The sequence below is a fragment of the Gryllotalpicola kribbensis genome (assembly GCF_039538245.1).
In the GTDB taxonomy this organism is placed as follows: domain Bacteria; phylum Actinomycetota; class Actinomycetes; order Actinomycetales; family Microbacteriaceae; genus Gryllotalpicola; species Gryllotalpicola kribbensis.
The window spans coordinates 36,721-53,411 of record NZ_BAABBX010000008.1; the positions used below are offsets into that span (position 1 = coordinate 36,721).

Sequence of the window (16,691 nt, forward strand, 5' to 3'; positions counted from 1 at the left end):
CCTCGTGAGTGAGCCCTGGCTGTCTGCCGACGACATCGCCGCTCATCTGGGCGTCACCAAGGAGACGGTCTATGTCTGGATCGCCGATAAGGGGATGCCAGCACACAAGGTGGGACGTCTCTGGAAGTTCCAGGTCAGCGAAGTCGATGAATGGGTGCGTTCGAGGGGAGCCTCATCAGACGTCAGCTAACGGATGTCGGAGGTCTGTCATAGTCTGAAAAACTTTCGCGCGTGAGACCGAGCAGCGGAGCAGATGAGGGGAGGAAAGCACGCATGAGCAGCTTCAGGATTGGGCCGGTGAGCGTCGAGGTGCTGGATGGGCAGCACGCGATCGCGGTCGTCCCGCCGAGCCAGTGGCACGGCGATAGGCGGGAGCGCCCCGCACGCGCCGTGCTCGCCAATCTCAAAGCCGACGATGGTCTGCGCGCACAGGTCTCGCTGGTCCGTTGGGATGACAGCGACGAGATCTCGCTCGGCTTCGCCGAGCTGCTCGCTGGCCCGTCGGACTATGAGCGGTTGGAGGACGCCGGGGCGATCTCGCCGAAGCTCGTGGGCGACAAGCTGGTCGCGCGCCTTCGCGCGTTGCGCTATGGGAAGACCGGGCGGGCAACCGGCGCGACGGTCGAGTGGGCGCAGATCAGCGAGTGGGCGGGCGGCGACGCGCAGGCGCTGCTTGCCGACCTCGGCGCGACGCGCACGGGCGCGTATGGCGTGCTGCTGCCGAGCGCGACACGCTTCAAGACCGAGCCGGCAATCGAGGTGCCCATCGCGGACCCGACGGCGTTGTTCGCGGCCTACGCGCTCACGCGCGTCGTGCCGATCATGACCGGCTACGGCAAGGAATCGGTGGAAGGCCCGAACGCATGAGCGGCGTCGACGTTTCCATCGCGCTGCCCGAGGACGAGACGCCTGGCGAACTCATCAAGGGCTACTTCACCCTCATGCGGGCTTTCGGGTGGGATCTCTACGTCACGAGCCACTTCGCGCTGCGGGAATCGTTGGGGCCGCAGTGGTTCGCGGCCCGGATCAGCGAGCTGAAGCACTCGGACCCGAAGAACTGGCGACCCAACCACCGCTTCGAGCCGCAAGACCCCGGTGTGATCCTCCGCGACTACATCCACGAGCAGGACTCGCCGTATCTGAGCGTGTTCGGCGGACAGTTCCAGAAGCAGACCGCTGCGAAGAAGATCCTCGCCACCAGGAACACGTGGTTCCACTTCGGTGACGATCCGACGACCGCCCAGCTCGAAGAGGCTGCGAAGGTCGTGCGCGGATTCGTACAGTCCAGCGACATGCACATCGCCGGACGCATCGACGCGCTGATCGAGCGCCTGAGCGACCTGCGCATCGGACGCTATCCCGCGGATGCCGTGCCGAGTGCGTCAGCGACGGTTCCTGCCGTCGCCGAGCCCGCACCGCTCGATGCGCCGGAGGACTTGCCGCGACCGAGCATCGGCGGCACCTGGGTCAGCCCCATCCCGGAGTTGCGCTATCGCCTGACTCGCGCGGGCGACGTCGTACACCCTGACACGATGGAATCCGTGCGTTCCAGGGTCACCGGCGACTTCGCCGACAAGGTGCGTGCCTGGACCGCTGTCGAGCCGCGGGGGCGTGAGCTGTGGATCGACACCGACGGGGCCGTGGGCGGGTTCATCGGGGCAACCCCACGACTGCTCGGCTACCTCGGCCCCGACCCGGAGGGCGATATCGCCCGCGGGTTCTTCACGCCGCACTTCTATGCCGTCGACGGCGACGAGATCGCCGACGTCGACACGGGAGAGCGCCGTAAGACACCGTTGGCACAGGGGCTCGCGGACGGCGCGATGCTTCGGGTGACGACCTACGGCGATGTGCTGCTGGTCGGGGACGACGGCACTATCGAACGGGTGGCGACGGTGACGCCAGCCGAGTGGTTTCCAGGGCACCTGGGTTGAGCATGGAGAAGGCAGGGAACGTGTCGGCATTGCAGCTTGACGGGTCGAGCACGGTCGCGTGGGCGGATGCGCCAGCGGGCGCGGCCGACGCCATCGTCGTCCTCGGCCGGGATGACGCCGGGGCAGGAGCGATCCAGGTGGGTGTCGCCCGCCTGGTCGCGCGGCCGACGAAGGGCGTGCTCGATGACCTGTGGAAGTCGCGCGGCACGCGGGCTCCGATGGGCTTCATCGTCGCAGCCGTCACGCCGGACGGCGTATGGATTCACTACCCGTCCGCGGACGCTCCGCCCATCGGCCCCATCACGGTCGGCCAGGCGGAGCGACAGCTCCAGTCCGTGCTGGAGGAGGGGAACGGGCTTGCCGCCCACGGGCGCATTCGCGCCATCCAGGAGGCGATGTCCTCGGCGGGCACGGACGGCTTCTCCAACCACTTCCTGTTTGCCACCTATCACCTGAACCGCGATGTGCCTCGCCGCCCGGATTGGGAGTCGGCAGGCCAGAAGGCGACGCCGATCCTGCCCAAGCGCGGCATCGAGCTGGTCACCGCGCTCGGGTTCGACGCCGAGCCCGCGGGATCGGAGCGGTTGCTCGTCCTGCGCACCTCCAGTGGCCCTCGCCGCGCCGTCGCGGTGCTGCTGCGTGACGACGAGCACTTCGATCAGAAGTCCACGACGTACCAGCTCACGCCCGTCGCCAAGGCACTGGAGGTCGCTGGCCGCGAGGACGTGCCGTGGGTGATCGCGCTGCGCAAGTCCACCCTGCGGCTCTACCCCGGACGCGACGGCGTGGGCGTCGGTCAGCGCGGGCAGTCCGAGACCTACTTCGAGCTGGACCTCGATCTGCTCGCACCCGAGCAGGCTGCGCTGCTCACCCTGATCTTCTCCGCTGAGGCACTCGACGCGGACGGCTCCGCGCAGCAGATCCTCGATGGCTCGGGCAAGTATGCCGCCGAACTCGGCACGCGCCTGCGCGACCGTGTGTACGAGGGCGTGGTGCCTCGAGTCGCTCTCGCCATCGCCGATCAGCTTCCGGCGCTTGGGCTCGCGCTCGATGCTCAGGGTCTTCAAATGGCGTATCGCCTGACGATGCGCGTCCTGTTCCGCTTGCTCTTCCAGGCATACGGGGAGGCGACCGAGCTGCTGCCTGCGGGCCGCAACGATCATTACGACGCCAACTCCCTCCAGGCGTTCATCACCCGCGAGATCGGCACCGGCCCCGACCAGTTCTCCACCGAGTCGGCAGCGATCTGGTCAGATCTCACCCAGGTATGGGAAGTGATCTTCCACGGCAACTCCCGCTGGGAGGTGCCCGCCTACGGCGGCAGCCTGTTCGACCCGACCACCGAGGAGGGTGCGCTGCTGTCGCGGGTCAAGCTCACCGACAGTGTGATCGGCCCCGCCCTCCAGGAACTCCTGAGCGAGGAGACCGTCGACCAGACGTGGGGGCCGGTCGACTTCCGCAGCCTGCAGGTGCGCGAGTTCGGCACCATCTACGAGGGCCTCCTGGAATCCAGCCTCTCGCTCGCCGAGCAGGACCTCACCGTCGACCGGAACGGCGCCTACGTGCCCGCGAAAGACGACGACGAGGTTGTCGCGCCCGCGGGACGCCCGTATTTCCACTCGGCGTCGGGGGAGCGCAAGGCGACCGGCTCGTACTACACGCCGAAGATCGTCGTCGATCACCTCATCGAGCGGTCGGTCGAGCCCGCGCTGAAAGCCCACCTCGACCGGATCAAGACGCTGATGGACGAGGGCAAGGAGCGTCAGGCTGCAGACGCCTTCTTCGACTTCCGCGTCGCCGACCTGGCGATGGGCTCCGCGCACTTCCTCGTCGCCGCCGTGGACAAGATCGAGCGCGGCATGCGCGACTTCCTCACCGCCACCGAGGTGCCGGGCGTGCGCGCCGAACTCGCGCGCCTCGCGGAGAAGGCACGCGAGGCACTCGGGCAGGACACCGAGGGCGCGAAGGCGATCACCGACGGCCAGCTCCTTCGCCGCCAGGTCGCTCGCCGCTGCATCTACGGCCTCGACATCAACCCGCTCGCCGTCGAGCTGTCGCAGCTCGCACTCTGGATTCACACCTTCGTGCCCGGCCTGCCGATGTCGAGCCTCGACCACGGCCTCGTCCTCGCCAACTCCCTCACAGGCATCGGCACCATCGATGAGGCGATGGATGCTCTGAAGGCTGACGGTCTGTTCGAGCAGATCATCCGCGAGCCGCTGACGGCCGCACGAGACCTCCTCATCGACTACGCGAACGCCTCCGAGGCCGACAAGTCGGAGGTCGCCGCCGGTGCCGAGATGCTGGCGAAGGCCCGCGACGCAGCGGCCCCGGCGAAGGCGATCTTCGACGTGGCTGTCGCCAAGCGCCTTGGCGTGACGATCGACGAGGCTTGGGACGCCGAGCAGTTTGCCGCACTCGCGGCAATGCGCGAAGTGCGCGAAGCCGTCGATCCGCTCCAGCCCGCCCACATGCCGTTCCTGTTCCCCGAGGTGTTCTTGCGCGAGCGCCCCGGGTTCGATGTACTCGTCGGAAATCCGCCGTGGGAGAAGGTGAAGGTCGAGGAGCACCAATGGTGGGGTCTGCGCATTCCGAGCCTCCGATCGATGTCACAGGCACAGAAGAACAAGGTGCTCGCCGAGTTCCGGGCAGGTCGCCCGGAACTCGAAGCGCAGTTCGTCGCGGAAGTCGCCGCGACCGATGCCTACCGGGCCGTCCTGGTGCGAGGGCCGTACCCTGGGATCGGGTCGGGCGGCGACCCGGACCTGTACCAGGCCTTCGCCTGGCGCTTCTGGCGGCTCACTCGCGACGGTGGTCGGGCCGCGAATGTCCTCCCGCGCGGCGCCCTTTCGGGCTCGGCGCTCGCCGCGTGGCGACGCGAAATCCTTCGGGAGGGTGCCTTCGCCGATGTCTGCTTCTTGCTGAACAATCAGCAGTGGGTGTTCCCGAACGTTCACCCGCAATACACGGTTGGACTTGCCGTCGTGCAGCGTGGTGGAGAGCACGTCGTGCGCTTCTGCGGGCCGTTTGCGAGCGAGGCGGAGTTCCTTGCTGGGGCCGACGCGCTCGCCGAAGTCGACGCGGACGAGTTCGCCGCTTGGTCGGCGACTTCTGCCTTCCCGCTTATTCCCGATCCGATGTCGGCTGAGGTGTTCGCGCAGATGAAGCGGTCCCCGCGCTTTGACGAGGCGCGGCCAGACTGGGAGTTCCGGCCGACGACCGAGCTTCACTCGACAGCGGACAAGAAGTACTACGACTTCGACGTGGATTCGCCGCGGGCCGATCAGATCCGAGTGCTCGCCGGCGCGGCGTTCAATATATGGGAGCCCGACTTCGCCGCACGACCATACGCCCTCTCCGACCGCGACGAACTGCGCACATATCTCGCCGCCAAGCTCGCCAAGGGAGTCAAGTCGCCGCGCTCCGCGTACTTCGGGCTGAAGTTCGCCGATGGGGAGCTTCCGATGGATCACGCAAGGATCGCATTCCGTGACATCGCGCGCGCCACTGATACTCGAACGACGCTCGTCTGCCTGATGCCGCCGGGGGTCGCTTTCACCGAGATGGCGCCGCTACTGGTCGCTCGACGTGGCAGCAAACAAGCCGAGGCGTTCCTCTTGGGCGTCATGAGCAGTATCCCGTTCGACTGGACGGCACGGAAGTGGGTTGAACTGCACCTGAAGTACAACATCCTGAACTATCTGCCGGTTCCGAAGTATGAACCTGGCACCGCGCTGTCTGACCGCACGGTCCATATCGCTGGCAGGCTCGCCGCCGTTGACGCGCGGTACACAGAGTGGGCGGCGGAGGTCGGGGTCGAGGTCGGGACTGCCAACGCCGAACCGACGAAGACGGAACTCATCGCCGAACTCGACGCGCTCGTGTCGCTCCTGTACGGGCTGACGCCGGAGCAGGTGGAGCACATCTTTGCGACATTCCATCGCGGCTGGAACTACGCCGCGCGGCTGGAACGAGTTCTCGCGTACTACGAGCAGTGGAAGGACGCGGCATGACCGACCAGCTTCCTGTCTTCGCCACCAACCGGGCTGCTCCGCCGATGACGGTGCGCGAGGAGGTGCGTCGACTCTTTCGCGTGAACCGGGAGGCGCTCGCGGTGCCGCCGAGCGCGGCGATCGCGACGGCCTACATCAACCCGGCGGGCTTCTTGCTGATCGCCGACGAGCTCGAGAAGCTGCCGCGCATCCGCATCCTCCTCGGTGCCGATCCGCTCCCGGGCCCGTTGCTGCCGGCCGACGCCGACGAGACGGTTCAGAAGAGACTCGACGCGGCACTCGCCGATCACGTGCGTTGGTTGAAGGCCGAGCGGGACGCGCTCGGCTTCGAGCAGCAGTCCACCCAGGCCGCTCAGCGTCTCGTGGCATGGTTGCGCGCCGCCGACGAGCGCGGTGAGCCGATTGTGGAGATCCGCCGATACACGGGCGGGTTCCTGCACGGCAAAGCGTTCATCAGCCACCACCCGACGCATCCCGCGTATCTCGCGGGGTCGTCGAACCTGACCTACGCCGGGCTCACCCGCAACGCCGAGCTGAACGTCGGCGCGTCTGGGCAGCACGGGTCGACGCCGCAGGTGATCGACTGGTTCGAGGAGTGCTGGGCCGACTCCGAAGCCTTCGACCTGGCGGGTCTGTACGAGCCGCTGTGGGCCGAGCACACTCCGTGGAGCGTGTTCCTGCGCATGCTGCTCGCCCGATACGGAGACCACCTCGATGAGGAGCAGGCAGGTCCGACGCGCTTCGAGCTGACCCGCTTCCAGGCCGATGGCGTGAAGCGGATGCGGCGGCTGCTGGACGAGATCGGCGGCGTGCTCGTCGCCGACGAGGTCGGTCTGGGCAAGACCTTCCTTGCCCTTGAGGTGATCGCCGCGGCCACGGAGGAGCAACGGCAGCGTGTGCTGGTTGCGGCCCCGGCCGCGCTTAAGGCATCGGTGTGGGATCCGGTGCTGGAGCGCTACGACATCTCCCGCCGTGTCTCGGTGCACTCGTATGAGGAGATCCGCAGCCGGATGGACCCGGGGCACCCGGAGCACCTGGGGTTCTACGAGCGTGCCGAGGATGCCGCGCTGGTGATCGTGGACGAGGCGCACAACCTGCGGAACGCGGGAGCGGCGCGCTCGGAGGCGCTGGATCGGATCATCCTCGCGGGGCGGCACCCGAAGAAGGTCGTGCTGCTGACCGCGACGCCGGTGAACAACTCGCTCATCGACCTGGAGACCCTGGTCAAGTACTTCATCCGCGACGATGCGCGCTTCGCTTCCATCGGCATCCCGTCGATCCGCAAGTACATCCGCGACGCGCAGGCGCTCGACCCGGAGGCGCTGACGCCCGCGCACCTGTTCGACCTGATGGATCAGGTCGCGGTGCGACGCACCAGGAAATTCGTCAAGGACAACTACCGCGGCGAGACGATCGCCGGGCCGGGAGGCAAGAAGATCCCGGTCGAGTTCCCCGATGCCGACGTGCGTCGCGTGGACTATCAGCTCGATGAGCCGGGTGAAGCATTGGTCGATGCGGTCACCTACGCGCTCGACATCCCCGAGGATGAGGCGCATGTCGCGTCGTTCAGCGTGCGCCGCAGCGACCCAGGGCGGCTCCTGCTTGCCCGGTACGTTCCCAGTAGGTATCTGAAGACCGAGGACCTAAACAAGACCGAGGTCTCGAACATGGGGCTGCTGCGCTCCGCCTTGCTCAAGCGCCTCGAATCCTCCCCGACTGCGTTGGCCGGCACGCTCGGCGTGCTCATCCAGACGCACGAGGCATTCCTTTCGGCGCTCGGGAAAGGCACGGTGCTCGTCGGCGGCGCGCTGCGGGACTATGTGAACTCCGAGTCGGAAGACCTTGACGAGATCATCGCCGGTCTCGACGAAGACGATGAGCATCAGGCCACGGCTGCCGGCCTGTACGACGCGAAGCTGCTGGCATCGGATGTCGAGCGAGATCTCGTGCTGATTCGTCACCTCCAGTCGCTCGCCGAGGCGGCCGCGCACGACGGCGAGCCGAAGGTGACGGCGCTGCTCGCCGAGTTAGAGCGAATCGCGGCCGAGGCTGAGAAGCCTGCGGTGACGAACGCCCCCAGCGGAGACCGGCGGAAAGTCATCGTGTTCTCCACGTACGCCGACACGATTCGCGATCTGCACGAGCGGCTCGTTGACGCGCTGGCCGCGGTGCCTGACGGCTCGCCGCTCGCGGCGTACCGTGGCCGGGTCGCGCCCGCGGTGATCGGCGAGTTCGCCTCGGGCAAGCGCGGCGGCATCGACCAGCCCACTCGCGCGAAGGCGGTCGCCAATTTCGCGCCCCGCACTGCGGGCCAGCTCCGCGACGATGGCACTCCCATCGAGGCAGACCTCTACGACATCCTGCTGACGACCGACGTGCTCGCCGAGGGCGTGAACCTCCAGCAGGCCGCGCACATCGTCAACTACGACCTGCCGTGGAACCCGATGCGCATCGTGCAACGCCACGGCCGCGTCGACCGCATCGGCAGCCAGCACAAGTCCATCGAACTCGACGTGTTCTTCCCCGCCGAGCACCTCGACGAGTTCCTCGGGCTGGAGCAGACCCTGATCCGCAAGCTCCGACAGGCCGACGCCGCCATCGGCGCGGGCAAGGTGCTTCCCGGCGTCTCGCACTACCCGCCGCAGGAGCACTACGACCCCGACGCCATCGTCGGCGAGATCGAGGAACTCATCGAGCAGGGCGGCGGCTCAGCGGCAGGCTCGGGCGAGGAATACCGGCGACGCCTCGCCAACGCGCTCGACGCTGACCAGGCACTCCGTGGACGGCTCGAAGACCTGCCCTACGGCATCGGCAGCGGATTCGTGAACCCGGCCGTCTCCGGCCGCGCCTTCGTGTTCTGCATGAAGATGGGCGACACCGGCCACATCTGGTTCCGCAACGTGAACGCTGACGAGGCCTGGCAGCCCGTCGCCGATGAGGATGGTCGGGTCGTGGTCGACGACACCCTGATCTCGCTCGTCACGGCAGACCCCGGCAGGCCTGACAGGCCGCGCTCCCTGCCCGACGAGGCGTTCCGCGCCGCCTACGAGGCGTGGGCGCTCGCGCAGGAGGACGCACACGAGGAGTGGATGCGCTCCACCGACCCGAACGCCCTCGCCGCCGAGATCCCCGCATCCTTCCGCGACGCGCGAGAAGTGATCCTGAACAAGGGCGGCCACCTCGGCGCGGCACAGCTTCAGACCATCAAACGGCTCAACACTGTGCCGACCGCCAAGGCCAGGAAGGCCATGCGAGCTGCGCTGCGCACGCCGGGGAAACCGGAGGCCGTCGTCGCCGCGATCATCCAGGTGCTCGACGGGTTCGGCATCCAACCCGCCGAGAAGGTTGAACCGCTCCCGCCCATCGCGTTGGAGGATGTGCGCCTCATCGCCTGGATGGCGGTCGAGGGGACGAAGACGGAGCACACCCCTGTTCCGGGCGCTGTGGAGCAGTAGCCAATGCATCTCAAGCGGATTCGGATCGAGGGGTACCGTGCGTCGGCCGCTGCGTCGATTACTTGCGAGCTGAGCGGGCGGTTCTCGCTCATCCTCGGGGCAAACGGTGCGGGGAAGACCACGATCAACGAGGGCATCGCGCTCGCGCATCCGCGCCGGTTCCCGAGCTTGCCGCCCATCGACGCAAATGCACTCGGAAACCCACCGCGATCGGTGCAGGTTGAGTACGCCTACGAGGCGGAAGAGTCCGATGAGGGTGCCTTTGGCCGGTTCAGGAAGCGGCAGGGGCTTGGTGCGCCCAAGTGGAGCAGGCCTCTCGAACGATCCCTTGGACGAGTACGGGCCGGGACTTCATTGGAGTCCGCGAGCGAGTACGAGGGCATTCGTCTGGTTCATCTCCCGGCGCTTCGCAATCCGGTCGATGACTTGTCTCGCAGGGATGCGCGAATTCTCCTGGAACTGTTGCGCGCCGATGAGCGACGCCATCCCGAGACTGGTGGGCTGCGAGCCCTCCGCGGACAGGCTGCGGCCATGCTCAGCGCGATCACCTCACACCAGCTCGTCAAGAACGTTGAGGACCGTATCGCGCAGAACCTTCGGACGATCAGTGGCGGCGTCCAGGCACATCATGCCTTCGTCGGGACGCAGCAGGTAGACGACGCATACTTGGCCCGAGTTTTCGAGCTGCTCTTGGCGATACTTCCAGAACGGGGTGCTGCGAAGCGGTTGGAGGCTTCAAGTCTCGGCTACGTCAATTTGCTGCACATCGCCGTCACCCTGGCGGGTATCCCGGACGCGGGCACGATACCCCTCCCAGGCAGTGAGATCGCCGGGACCGAGAGCGATCTCCCGCAAGATCCGGTTGCCGATGCACGAGAACGGCTGGCCGCAGCAGACGCGGCGGCCGACGCGGACGCCGATTCGTTCTACCCGCAGCTCTTCCACGCGACCGTGCTCATCGAGGAGCCGGAAGCGCACCTCCATCCGCAGTTGCAGTTCGGGCTGATCCGCTACCTGCGCAAGCTCGTGCAAGAGCGCCCCGACATTCAGGTGATCGTTACCACGCACTCGCCGGAGCTTGCGGCTGCCTGCGAGCCCGAAGAACTCGTCATCGTCCGCCGCAACGCAGACGGCACAAGCGTCGCCCGACGTATGGCGGACGTTCCCTTGCCCAGCGCGCTGAAGAAGCGGCTGTTCCAGCAGACGCGGCTCCACCTCGACGCGACACGTTCATCAGCGCTGTTCGGAGACCGAGTGCTCGTGGTCGAAGGAGTCACGGAAGCAACCTTGCTCCGCATACTCGGCCACGCATGGGCCGGAGACGACGAGCTCCGAACCGGATTCGTCGATTCGCTTGCGATCCTCCCCCTCGGCCACAAGGTCGGTGAATGGCCCATCCGGTTGCTTGCGACCCCCGGCCACGAGTTGGTAACCAGGATCGCCGCTCTCGCGGACACCGACCGCCGAGGTGATCCACTTCCCGACCCCAGCCCGCCCGCCTGGCACGGCCAGCTCGACAGCACCTCCGCCCGGTTCTTCTGGTCAAGACCGACTCTGGAACCGTCGCTTGTAGCAGGCAACGAGGTGATCGTGGCTCAAGCGTTCGATGAAGCGGGGGCGACGAAGCCGAATCCCATCACTGCACAGACTGTCGATGCCGCGTTCAGGGCACAGCCGGGAGCGAAGGGCGAATTCGCGCTCGCGCTCGCCCGAATTATGGACGCTAGCCCTGCAACCGTCGCGGTGCCCCTGCATATCGTTGAGATGTTCGACTGGCTCTATGGGGCTCCGGCGTCCCAGAGTGACGAAGCCGCCGACCCAGACGGATGGTGAGGCTTACCCCTGAGCAGGCGCTCGCAGCAGCAGCTCAGGACCGCCTAGTCAATATTGTGTCCGCGCCAGGCAGCGGGAAGACGACCGTTGCCGCCGAGCGGTTCGGCTATCAGCGGCATCTCGCGGGTGACGAACGAGGAGTGCTCGGCCTGAGCTTCAACCGGGCGGCCGTTGCTGAGCTGCGTGCCCGGATCAGTGCGCGATGGGGCGGCGGCGCAATCTCGCCTCCCCACAGAGTGATGACCTTCGATCACTTGCATGTCGAGCTGCTGCACCGATTGCTCGACGCTGGACTCGTCAACTGGCCGACTGGCCTGCGCGAACTCGACGTTCGAGATGACTACCGGGGCACCGCCGGGTTTCGCTTCCTCGCACCTCCCAGCAACTTCCTACGAGTCGCTGTCCTCGACGGACAGCGAAACGTAGTCTCCCGCGGTCGCCGAGTAGAGCAGCCAACGACCGGGATCGGAAATGTCGCAGCGCATGACGCGCTGCTCAGTGCCGGCATCGTCAGTCACGACGACGTGCGCAACATTCTGCTGTCTGCGATGCAAGTCGATGAACTGAGCGAGTTCGCGGCGAAGTGGCTGGCGGAGAACTACCGCGCGCTCGTCATTGACGAGGTGTACGACGCTGCCTTCTTGGACCTCAAGGTCGCCCACCTTGCGGCTGAAGCTGGCCTGGACGTGACATTGATCGGCGACCCTTGGCAGGCGCTCTACAAGTGGCGCGGCGCAACACCGGATGAGGTGCAGCGTCTCCTAGGGGCGACGACGGAGAGGTTCGTCGAGTACCAGCAGCCGCAGTCCTTCAGATTCGTTGGCGATCAAATGCCTGAGCTGGCAAGAGCGCTCAGAAACGGCGAGCCCGTGAGTCTGCCCAGTGGGACGAGTGAGCAGGTCGACGTGGCGCTTGCGCGCACCTGGCGACCGCTGTGGTCCGCCGGAGACAACATCCTTCCCTTGTCGTTCCGCACGATCGAGAATGCGACTGATGCCGCACTCAATCTGTTGTTGGATGTCGTGACGCGTGGGCGTCTCGGAGTGTCGTCGTTCGGGCGAGAGGCAGCGATCGCCAGGCTCGGGCTTGATCGTGAGCGGTTCCTGGCCGAGCAGGATCGAGTCCTGCAACCGATAGTCGCCGGGCTGCGCGCGGGGAGAGCACCTGCTGACGCGCTCAATGAACTCCGAAATGCGCTCAGGGATCTCGGTGTCACTCGGCCGCGTCGCCTTGGTTCGGCCGCAGAGGCTGAACGGGTCGCACAAGTCGAGCGTCTCGCGGCGCGACTTGTCAAGGATTCGGTTGTTCCCGGCATGACCGTCTTCCAGGCGAAAGGACGTGAGTGGGAGCGTGTTGGCGTCATCCTCACCAGGGCGCAGCGCGCGCTCTTGTCCACCGGGCTGCACGAGCTCGAGGACGAGCACTGCGTCGTCTACGTCGCCCTTACACGAGCAAGGCGTGAATGCATTCAACTTGACGGAGACCCGGCACTGGATGAGGGCACGCTCGACATACCCGCGGACGACGATTGACCTCCAGAGCAAGCACACGTTGTACGGGCTTAGCGCTAGCATGGTTGGGTACGCAGGCCAATTGCGTACCACTTACAGTACGGTATTGTCGGGAGATGAACCTGTGGGTTATCGCCAGGATCTGTGGGAGATTGCCGCATCCCGCAACGGTGTAGTGACCGTCGCCGAGGCGGAGGACGCGGGCGTGCCCGCCGTCGAGGTGCGAAAGCTCGCTGCTCGCGGCGCTCTCCGCGGATACGGGCAGGGTGTCTACACGCACCGCGACGTGCCGACGACCCCGTTCACCGAGCCGACGGTTGCCGTGGCTCTTGCTGGGGAAGGCGCGTTCCTGCACCGTGAGTCCGTGCTCGATCTGCTCGGGCTCGGGCAGTTCAATCCGCCAAAGGTGCGCGTGGGCACGCGTCGCCGCGTGCGACGCACGCTGCCGGAGTGGATGGAGCTGGAGAACCGGCCTGACGTGCCCGATGAGGATCTCACCTGCTATGAGGGCGTCGCGGCGACGACCGTTCGACACGCGCTGGAGGACATGCGGGATCGGATGCCGCCCGATCGATGGCAGGCCCTCGTCGTTCAAGCGCTGCGGCGAGAGCTGATCTGAGCGCAGGACATCGACACGCGAGGGGTTTCGTCCGGAAGCCGTTGGCCAGAACGAGAAGAACGCGTGGCTCGAGGTGGATAAAAACCGCACATACCTGAGCGCCCTGTGCGAGGATTGTATCCATGAAGGAGTTGGACGAATCGCTCCCGTCGACGTTCACGACGGAGACCTCGCGGGCGCACGGTGTGCATCCGCGAGACCTCTATGCCTGGCGAGATGGCGGGCAGATCATCGAACTCTCGCGCGGGGTCTTCCGTCGAGCAGACGCACCCCCGGCGTCGTACCCCGACATGATCGCCGTGGCGCACCGCGCTCCTCGCGCCATCGTGTGCTGCGTCTCGGCGGCAGCGATCCACGAACTGACGGATGAGATGCCTGCGTCGGTACAGATCGCGGTTCCCAAACGGTCGCATACGCCGGTGATCGCTTACCCGCCCGTGACAGTGTTTCGCTTCGATGAAGCAACGTTCGAACTCGGTGTGACCGCGTTCGAGGCGGGGCCGGGAGAGCCGGTCCGCATCTACGACGCGGCGAGGACGGTGGTGGATCTCATGCGATTTCGGAAACGCCTTGGCGAACCGATCGCGCACGCCGCGCTTCACCGATACCTGGCGGCACCGAACTCGAAACCGGCACTGCTGCTGGACTACGCAGCGGCGCTGGGAACGTTCGGGCCGATGCGTGCTGCGCTCGATGTCGCGAGTGCCCGATGAGTCGCCCCACGCGAGAGAGCGCCGCAGGGCGCGCATACCTCGACCTGCAGAACCAGGCTCGCCGCCAGAAGCGTGGCACGCAGGAACTGCTCACGATGTACATCGTCGAGCGATGGCTGTCGCGGATGTCGCGCTCACCGTACGCCGAGGACTTCATCCTGAAGGGCGGGATGTTGCTGGCTTCGTTCGGCACCCGCCGTCCCACGGTCGACGCCGACGCCCTCGCGCGCAACCTGGCCTCCGACGAAGAGACCGTCGCTCGCCGCGTCGCTGACATCGCCGCGATCGAAGACCCAGACGACGGCGTGGAGTTCCTGCCCGACACGGCCACCACTGCGGTGATTCGTGATGACGCGCTGTATTCCGGCGTGCGGGTGACGATGACGGCACAGCTCGCAACAGCGCAGGTCAAGCTGCGGCTCGACATCAACTTCGGCGACCCCGTCACGCCGGCCCCGCGAACAGTTGAGCTGCCATCGCTGCGGCCGGACGCTCCGCCGATCCGCATCCTGGGCTACCCGATCGAGACGGTGCTCGCGGAGAAACTCGTCACCGCGATCGAACTGGGACGAGCGAACACGCGCGTGCGTGACTTCGCGGACATCCACCTCTTGACCGGCACACAGGCTCTTCAGTGCGGAGCACTGCGCGAAGCGCTCACGGCCACCGCAGGGTTCCGCGGGACCACGTTGATCCCTCTGGCGCAAGCCGCCGAGGGGCTCGCAGTGTTGCGCAACTCGACCTATGTCGCTTACCGGAAGGGGCTTGGCGAGGCGGGCGCGAATCTGCCCGAGCGGTTCTCCGACGCCGTTGCTGCCGCTGCTGTCTTCGTCGACCCGGTGCTGGACGCGCTCGACGGCAAAGCCATCTGGAGCCCCGCCGAACGGAGCTGGCGCACGGCACCCGTCACGCCGTCCGAGCCGACAGAATCCACTACAGGTACGACCGACCTGTGACGGCTTTCGTCGGGCTCAGCCGCAGCCGATCCGGTGACCACACGGTCAAGCCCGTATGACGCCCCGGGCGATGGCTGCGACGGCGGCGTTCACGCCCTTGGGTCGCCAGTTCGCGCGCATGGCGCCTGCGAGCAGGTTGAGCGCGTCGAGCGTGGGGCTGTCGGGGGAGGGGACACGGTAAGGGTCCTCACGGTCGCGCCAGCCGAGGTCGAACAGGAGTTCGCTGATGCTCGCTTCCCACAGTTCAGCGGGTGTCTCGTTCGCGACGACGGCGAGCGCCATCCAGCCGGCGTGTCGCTCTGCAGGGGTTGTTCCGAGCGGGAGCCGGCCGGTGATGTGCCTCAGGATCGCGTGCGGGTCATCTCTACGCCTTGCGATGGCCTGAGTCGGGGCGATGCGGCCTTTGCGCACCGACACGAGCCCCAGTGCTCGCGCCGTGGCGCGCAGGTCCGCGACGGGCCAGGTGAGGTCTTCGCGGTTGGCCTTGCCGATCCACCATTCGGTGATGCCTGCGCGATGTGCGAGCTGCTCGACGACAGCGGGCTTCAGATACCCCGAACCGGTAAGCGTCACGCCGTCCCCGACGACGTCGAGGAGCACACGGAACGGCTCGGTGAGATCAGCAGCATCGTCTGCGCTGACATCGGTCGCGCCGGACGCAGCCGGCTTAGCGAGCGCGTTGCGCAGGCCGCGTGCGCCGCGGTTTTGCGCCAGTTCGAGCAGCGACTCGAGTTCCTCGACGACCGGGATCGGCTCCGCGGTGACTGCGGCGATCAGTTCGTTCGTCTCATCGATATCGAAGACATCGGGATGCCAGCCGTCGGGCAGCCACGCGCGTCCTTCCTCAGCACTGTCGAACACCTCAGGGCGGAGCGCGTCGTCGTAGTCGCTGCGCACCCAATCCACGAGTTTGCTGTAGCCCCAGACGCCGCCGCAGTCCTCTGGTGGACAGGCGAGCTTCCCGCCGACGCATACCGGAGCCGATGGAGGGTCGTCGAGCACCTTCTCGACGCGCAGGAGGTGCTTCCAGTCATCGCCGAAGTCGCAGTCGTACCAGAGCCGGTCGCCCTCATCAGCGATGACCTGGTCGAGGCGCACATTGTCTTCGAGCATCCCCTCGTCGCCCTCGTCAAGGTCGAACTGGGTGAGGAACTCCGGAGCGTTGCGGTCATTGCTCGTGCGGAAGCGGTGCAGGTGGCTGTCGGTCCATCCCATCGCCGCCTGGATCACCTCGTGCAGCCGCGGGAGGAGGATGTCGCCGGGCACCTCGACACGTCGCCACACCGGCGGCTTCGTGCGCTGCAGATCGATACGGATGCGGAAACCCCGCACCATCGAGGGGACAGGGAGAAGCTGTGGCTCGGGTCGCCGCCAGAGATCGTCCAGGTCATCAGCGTCGGGCCTCAGCGAGGCGATGAACTTCTGAAGATCCGGTGCCTCGAACTTCTCGGATGCCATCTTCCTTCTCCCGTCACGGGCACATCACGTCGGGATGCGCCATCGCGATCAATTCTCGCGGAGCAGGTCGGTGTCCGCCCAACTGCTGGCCAGGGAAGTGCCTGGGGTGGGGCGTGTACCGCGCCCCGCCAGAAGGCCGCGTCCCGTGGGGTGGTGTGAATCTCGGGGAGCGCGTGCCGCGTGATCAACGTGGTGAGCC

The 16,691-nt window shown here is 66.6% G+C and carries 11 protein-coding genes; 10 read left to right on the plus strand and 1 reads right to left on the minus strand.

What is annotated here, in order from left to right; translation table 11 throughout:
* Positions 1–4 precede the first annotated feature (4 nt).
* The 10 genes from ABD716_RS05760 to ABD716_RS05805 all read left to right on the plus strand — a co-directional run bounded on the left by ABD716_RS05760 (position 5) and on the right by ABD716_RS05805 (position 15,034).
* Positions 5–190, plus strand: coding sequence for a helix-turn-helix domain-containing protein (locus ABD716_RS05760; RefSeq protein ID WP_344774742.1), 186 nt, complete (start codon positions 5–7; stop codon positions 188–190).
* 83 nt (positions 191–273) lie between these two features.
* On the plus strand, positions 274–867 hold the full coding sequence (locus tag ABD716_RS05765; RefSeq protein WP_344774744.1) for a hypothetical protein: 594 nt from the start codon (positions 274–276) through the stop codon (positions 865–867).
* Entirely contained in the window at positions 864–1,934 is a 1,071-nt protein-coding gene (locus ABD716_RS05770) for a hypothetical protein (protein ID WP_344774746.1), read from the plus strand. Before ABD716_RS05765 ends, ABD716_RS05770 begins: the two co-directional genes overlap by 4 nt.
* A 2-nt stretch (positions 1,935–1,936) precedes the next feature.
* Entirely contained in the window at positions 1,937–5,947 is a 4,011-nt protein-coding gene (locus ABD716_RS05775) for an Eco57I restriction-modification methylase domain-containing protein (RefSeq protein WP_425553392.1), read from the plus strand.
* Positions 5,944–9,402, plus strand: a complete 3,459-nt coding sequence (locus ABD716_RS05780; protein WP_344774750.1) for an SNF2-related protein — start codon at positions 5,944–5,946, stop codon at positions 9,400–9,402. Before ABD716_RS05775 ends, ABD716_RS05780 begins: the two co-directional genes overlap by 4 nt.
* Before the next feature lie 3 nt (positions 9,403–9,405).
* Positions 9,406–11,235 carry an ATP-dependent nuclease gene (locus ABD716_RS05785; RefSeq protein ID WP_344774752.1) on the plus strand — a complete coding sequence of 610 codons (1,830 nt, stop codon included), beginning with the start codon at positions 9,406–9,408 and terminating at the stop codon, positions 11,233–11,235.
* Positions 11,229–12,767 carry a UvrD-helicase domain-containing protein gene (locus ABD716_RS05790; protein WP_344774754.1) on the plus strand — a complete coding sequence of 513 codons (1,539 nt, stop codon included), beginning with the start codon at positions 11,229–11,231 and terminating at the stop codon, positions 12,765–12,767. Before ABD716_RS05785 ends, ABD716_RS05790 begins: the two co-directional genes overlap by 7 nt.
* Positions 12,768–12,828: 61 nt before the next feature.
* Positions 12,829–13,365 (plus strand): type IV toxin-antitoxin system AbiEi family antitoxin domain-containing protein, encoded by a 537-nt coding sequence (locus tag ABD716_RS05795; RefSeq protein ID WP_344774756.1) that lies wholly within the window; start codon positions 12,829–12,831, stop codon positions 13,363–13,365.
* Between the two features lie 122 nt (positions 13,366–13,487).
* Positions 13,488–14,078: a type IV toxin-antitoxin system AbiEi family antitoxin domain-containing protein gene (locus ABD716_RS05800; protein WP_344774758.1), complete on the plus strand. Its 591-nt coding sequence runs from the start codon at positions 13,488–13,490 to the stop codon at positions 14,076–14,078.
* The gene (locus tag ABD716_RS05805) at positions 14,075–15,034 is read left to right on the plus strand and encodes a nucleotidyl transferase AbiEii/AbiGii toxin family protein (RefSeq protein ID WP_344774760.1); all 960 of its coding nucleotides are present in this window, start codon (positions 14,075–14,077) and stop codon (positions 15,032–15,034) included. Before ABD716_RS05800 ends, ABD716_RS05805 begins: the two co-directional genes overlap by 4 nt.
* 45 nt (positions 15,035–15,079) lie before the next feature.
* On the opposite strand, the gene ABD716_RS05810 is transcribed toward ABD716_RS05805, so the two are convergent.
* Entirely contained in the window at positions 15,080–16,492 is a 1,413-nt protein-coding gene (locus tag ABD716_RS05810; protein ID WP_344774762.1) for a plasmid pRiA4b ORF-3 family protein, read from the minus strand.
* Between the last annotated feature and the right edge of the window lie 199 nt (positions 16,493–16,691).

What these genes read in the sequence shown, in the direction of transcription:
- ABD716_RS05765 (WP_344774744.1), top strand. Translation starts at nt 274, where the DNA reads ATGAGCAGCTTCAGGATTGGGCCGGTGAGCGTCGAGGTGCTGGATGGG.
- ABD716_RS05770 (WP_344774746.1), top strand. Translation starts at nt 864, where the DNA reads ATGAGCGGCGTCGACGTTTCCATCGCGCTGCCCGAGGACGAGACGCCT.
- ABD716_RS05775 (WP_425553392.1), top strand. Translation starts at nt 1,937, where the DNA reads ATGGAGAAGGCAGGGAACGTGTCGGCATTGCAGCTTGACGGGTCGAGC.
- ABD716_RS05780 (WP_344774750.1), top strand. Translation starts at nt 5,944, where the DNA reads ATGACCGACCAGCTTCCTGTCTTCGCCACCAACCGGGCTGCTCCGCCG.
- ABD716_RS05785 (WP_344774752.1), top strand. Translation starts at nt 9,406, where the DNA reads ATGCATCTCAAGCGGATTCGGATCGAGGGGTACCGTGCGTCGGCCGCT.
- ABD716_RS05790 (WP_344774754.1), top strand. Translation starts at nt 11,229, where the DNA reads ATGGTGAGGCTTACCCCTGAGCAGGCGCTCGCAGCAGCAGCTCAGGAC.
- ABD716_RS05800 (WP_344774758.1), top strand. Translation starts at nt 13,488, where the DNA reads ATGAAGGAGTTGGACGAATCGCTCCCGTCGACGTTCACGACGGAGACC.
- ABD716_RS05805 (WP_344774760.1), top strand. Translation starts at nt 14,075, where the DNA reads ATGAGTCGCCCCACGCGAGAGAGCGCCGCAGGGCGCGCATACCTCGAC.
- ABD716_RS05810 (WP_344774762.1), bottom strand. Translation starts at nt 16,492, where the DNA reads ATGGCATCCGAGAAGTTCGAGGCACCGGATCTTCAGAAGTTCATCGCC.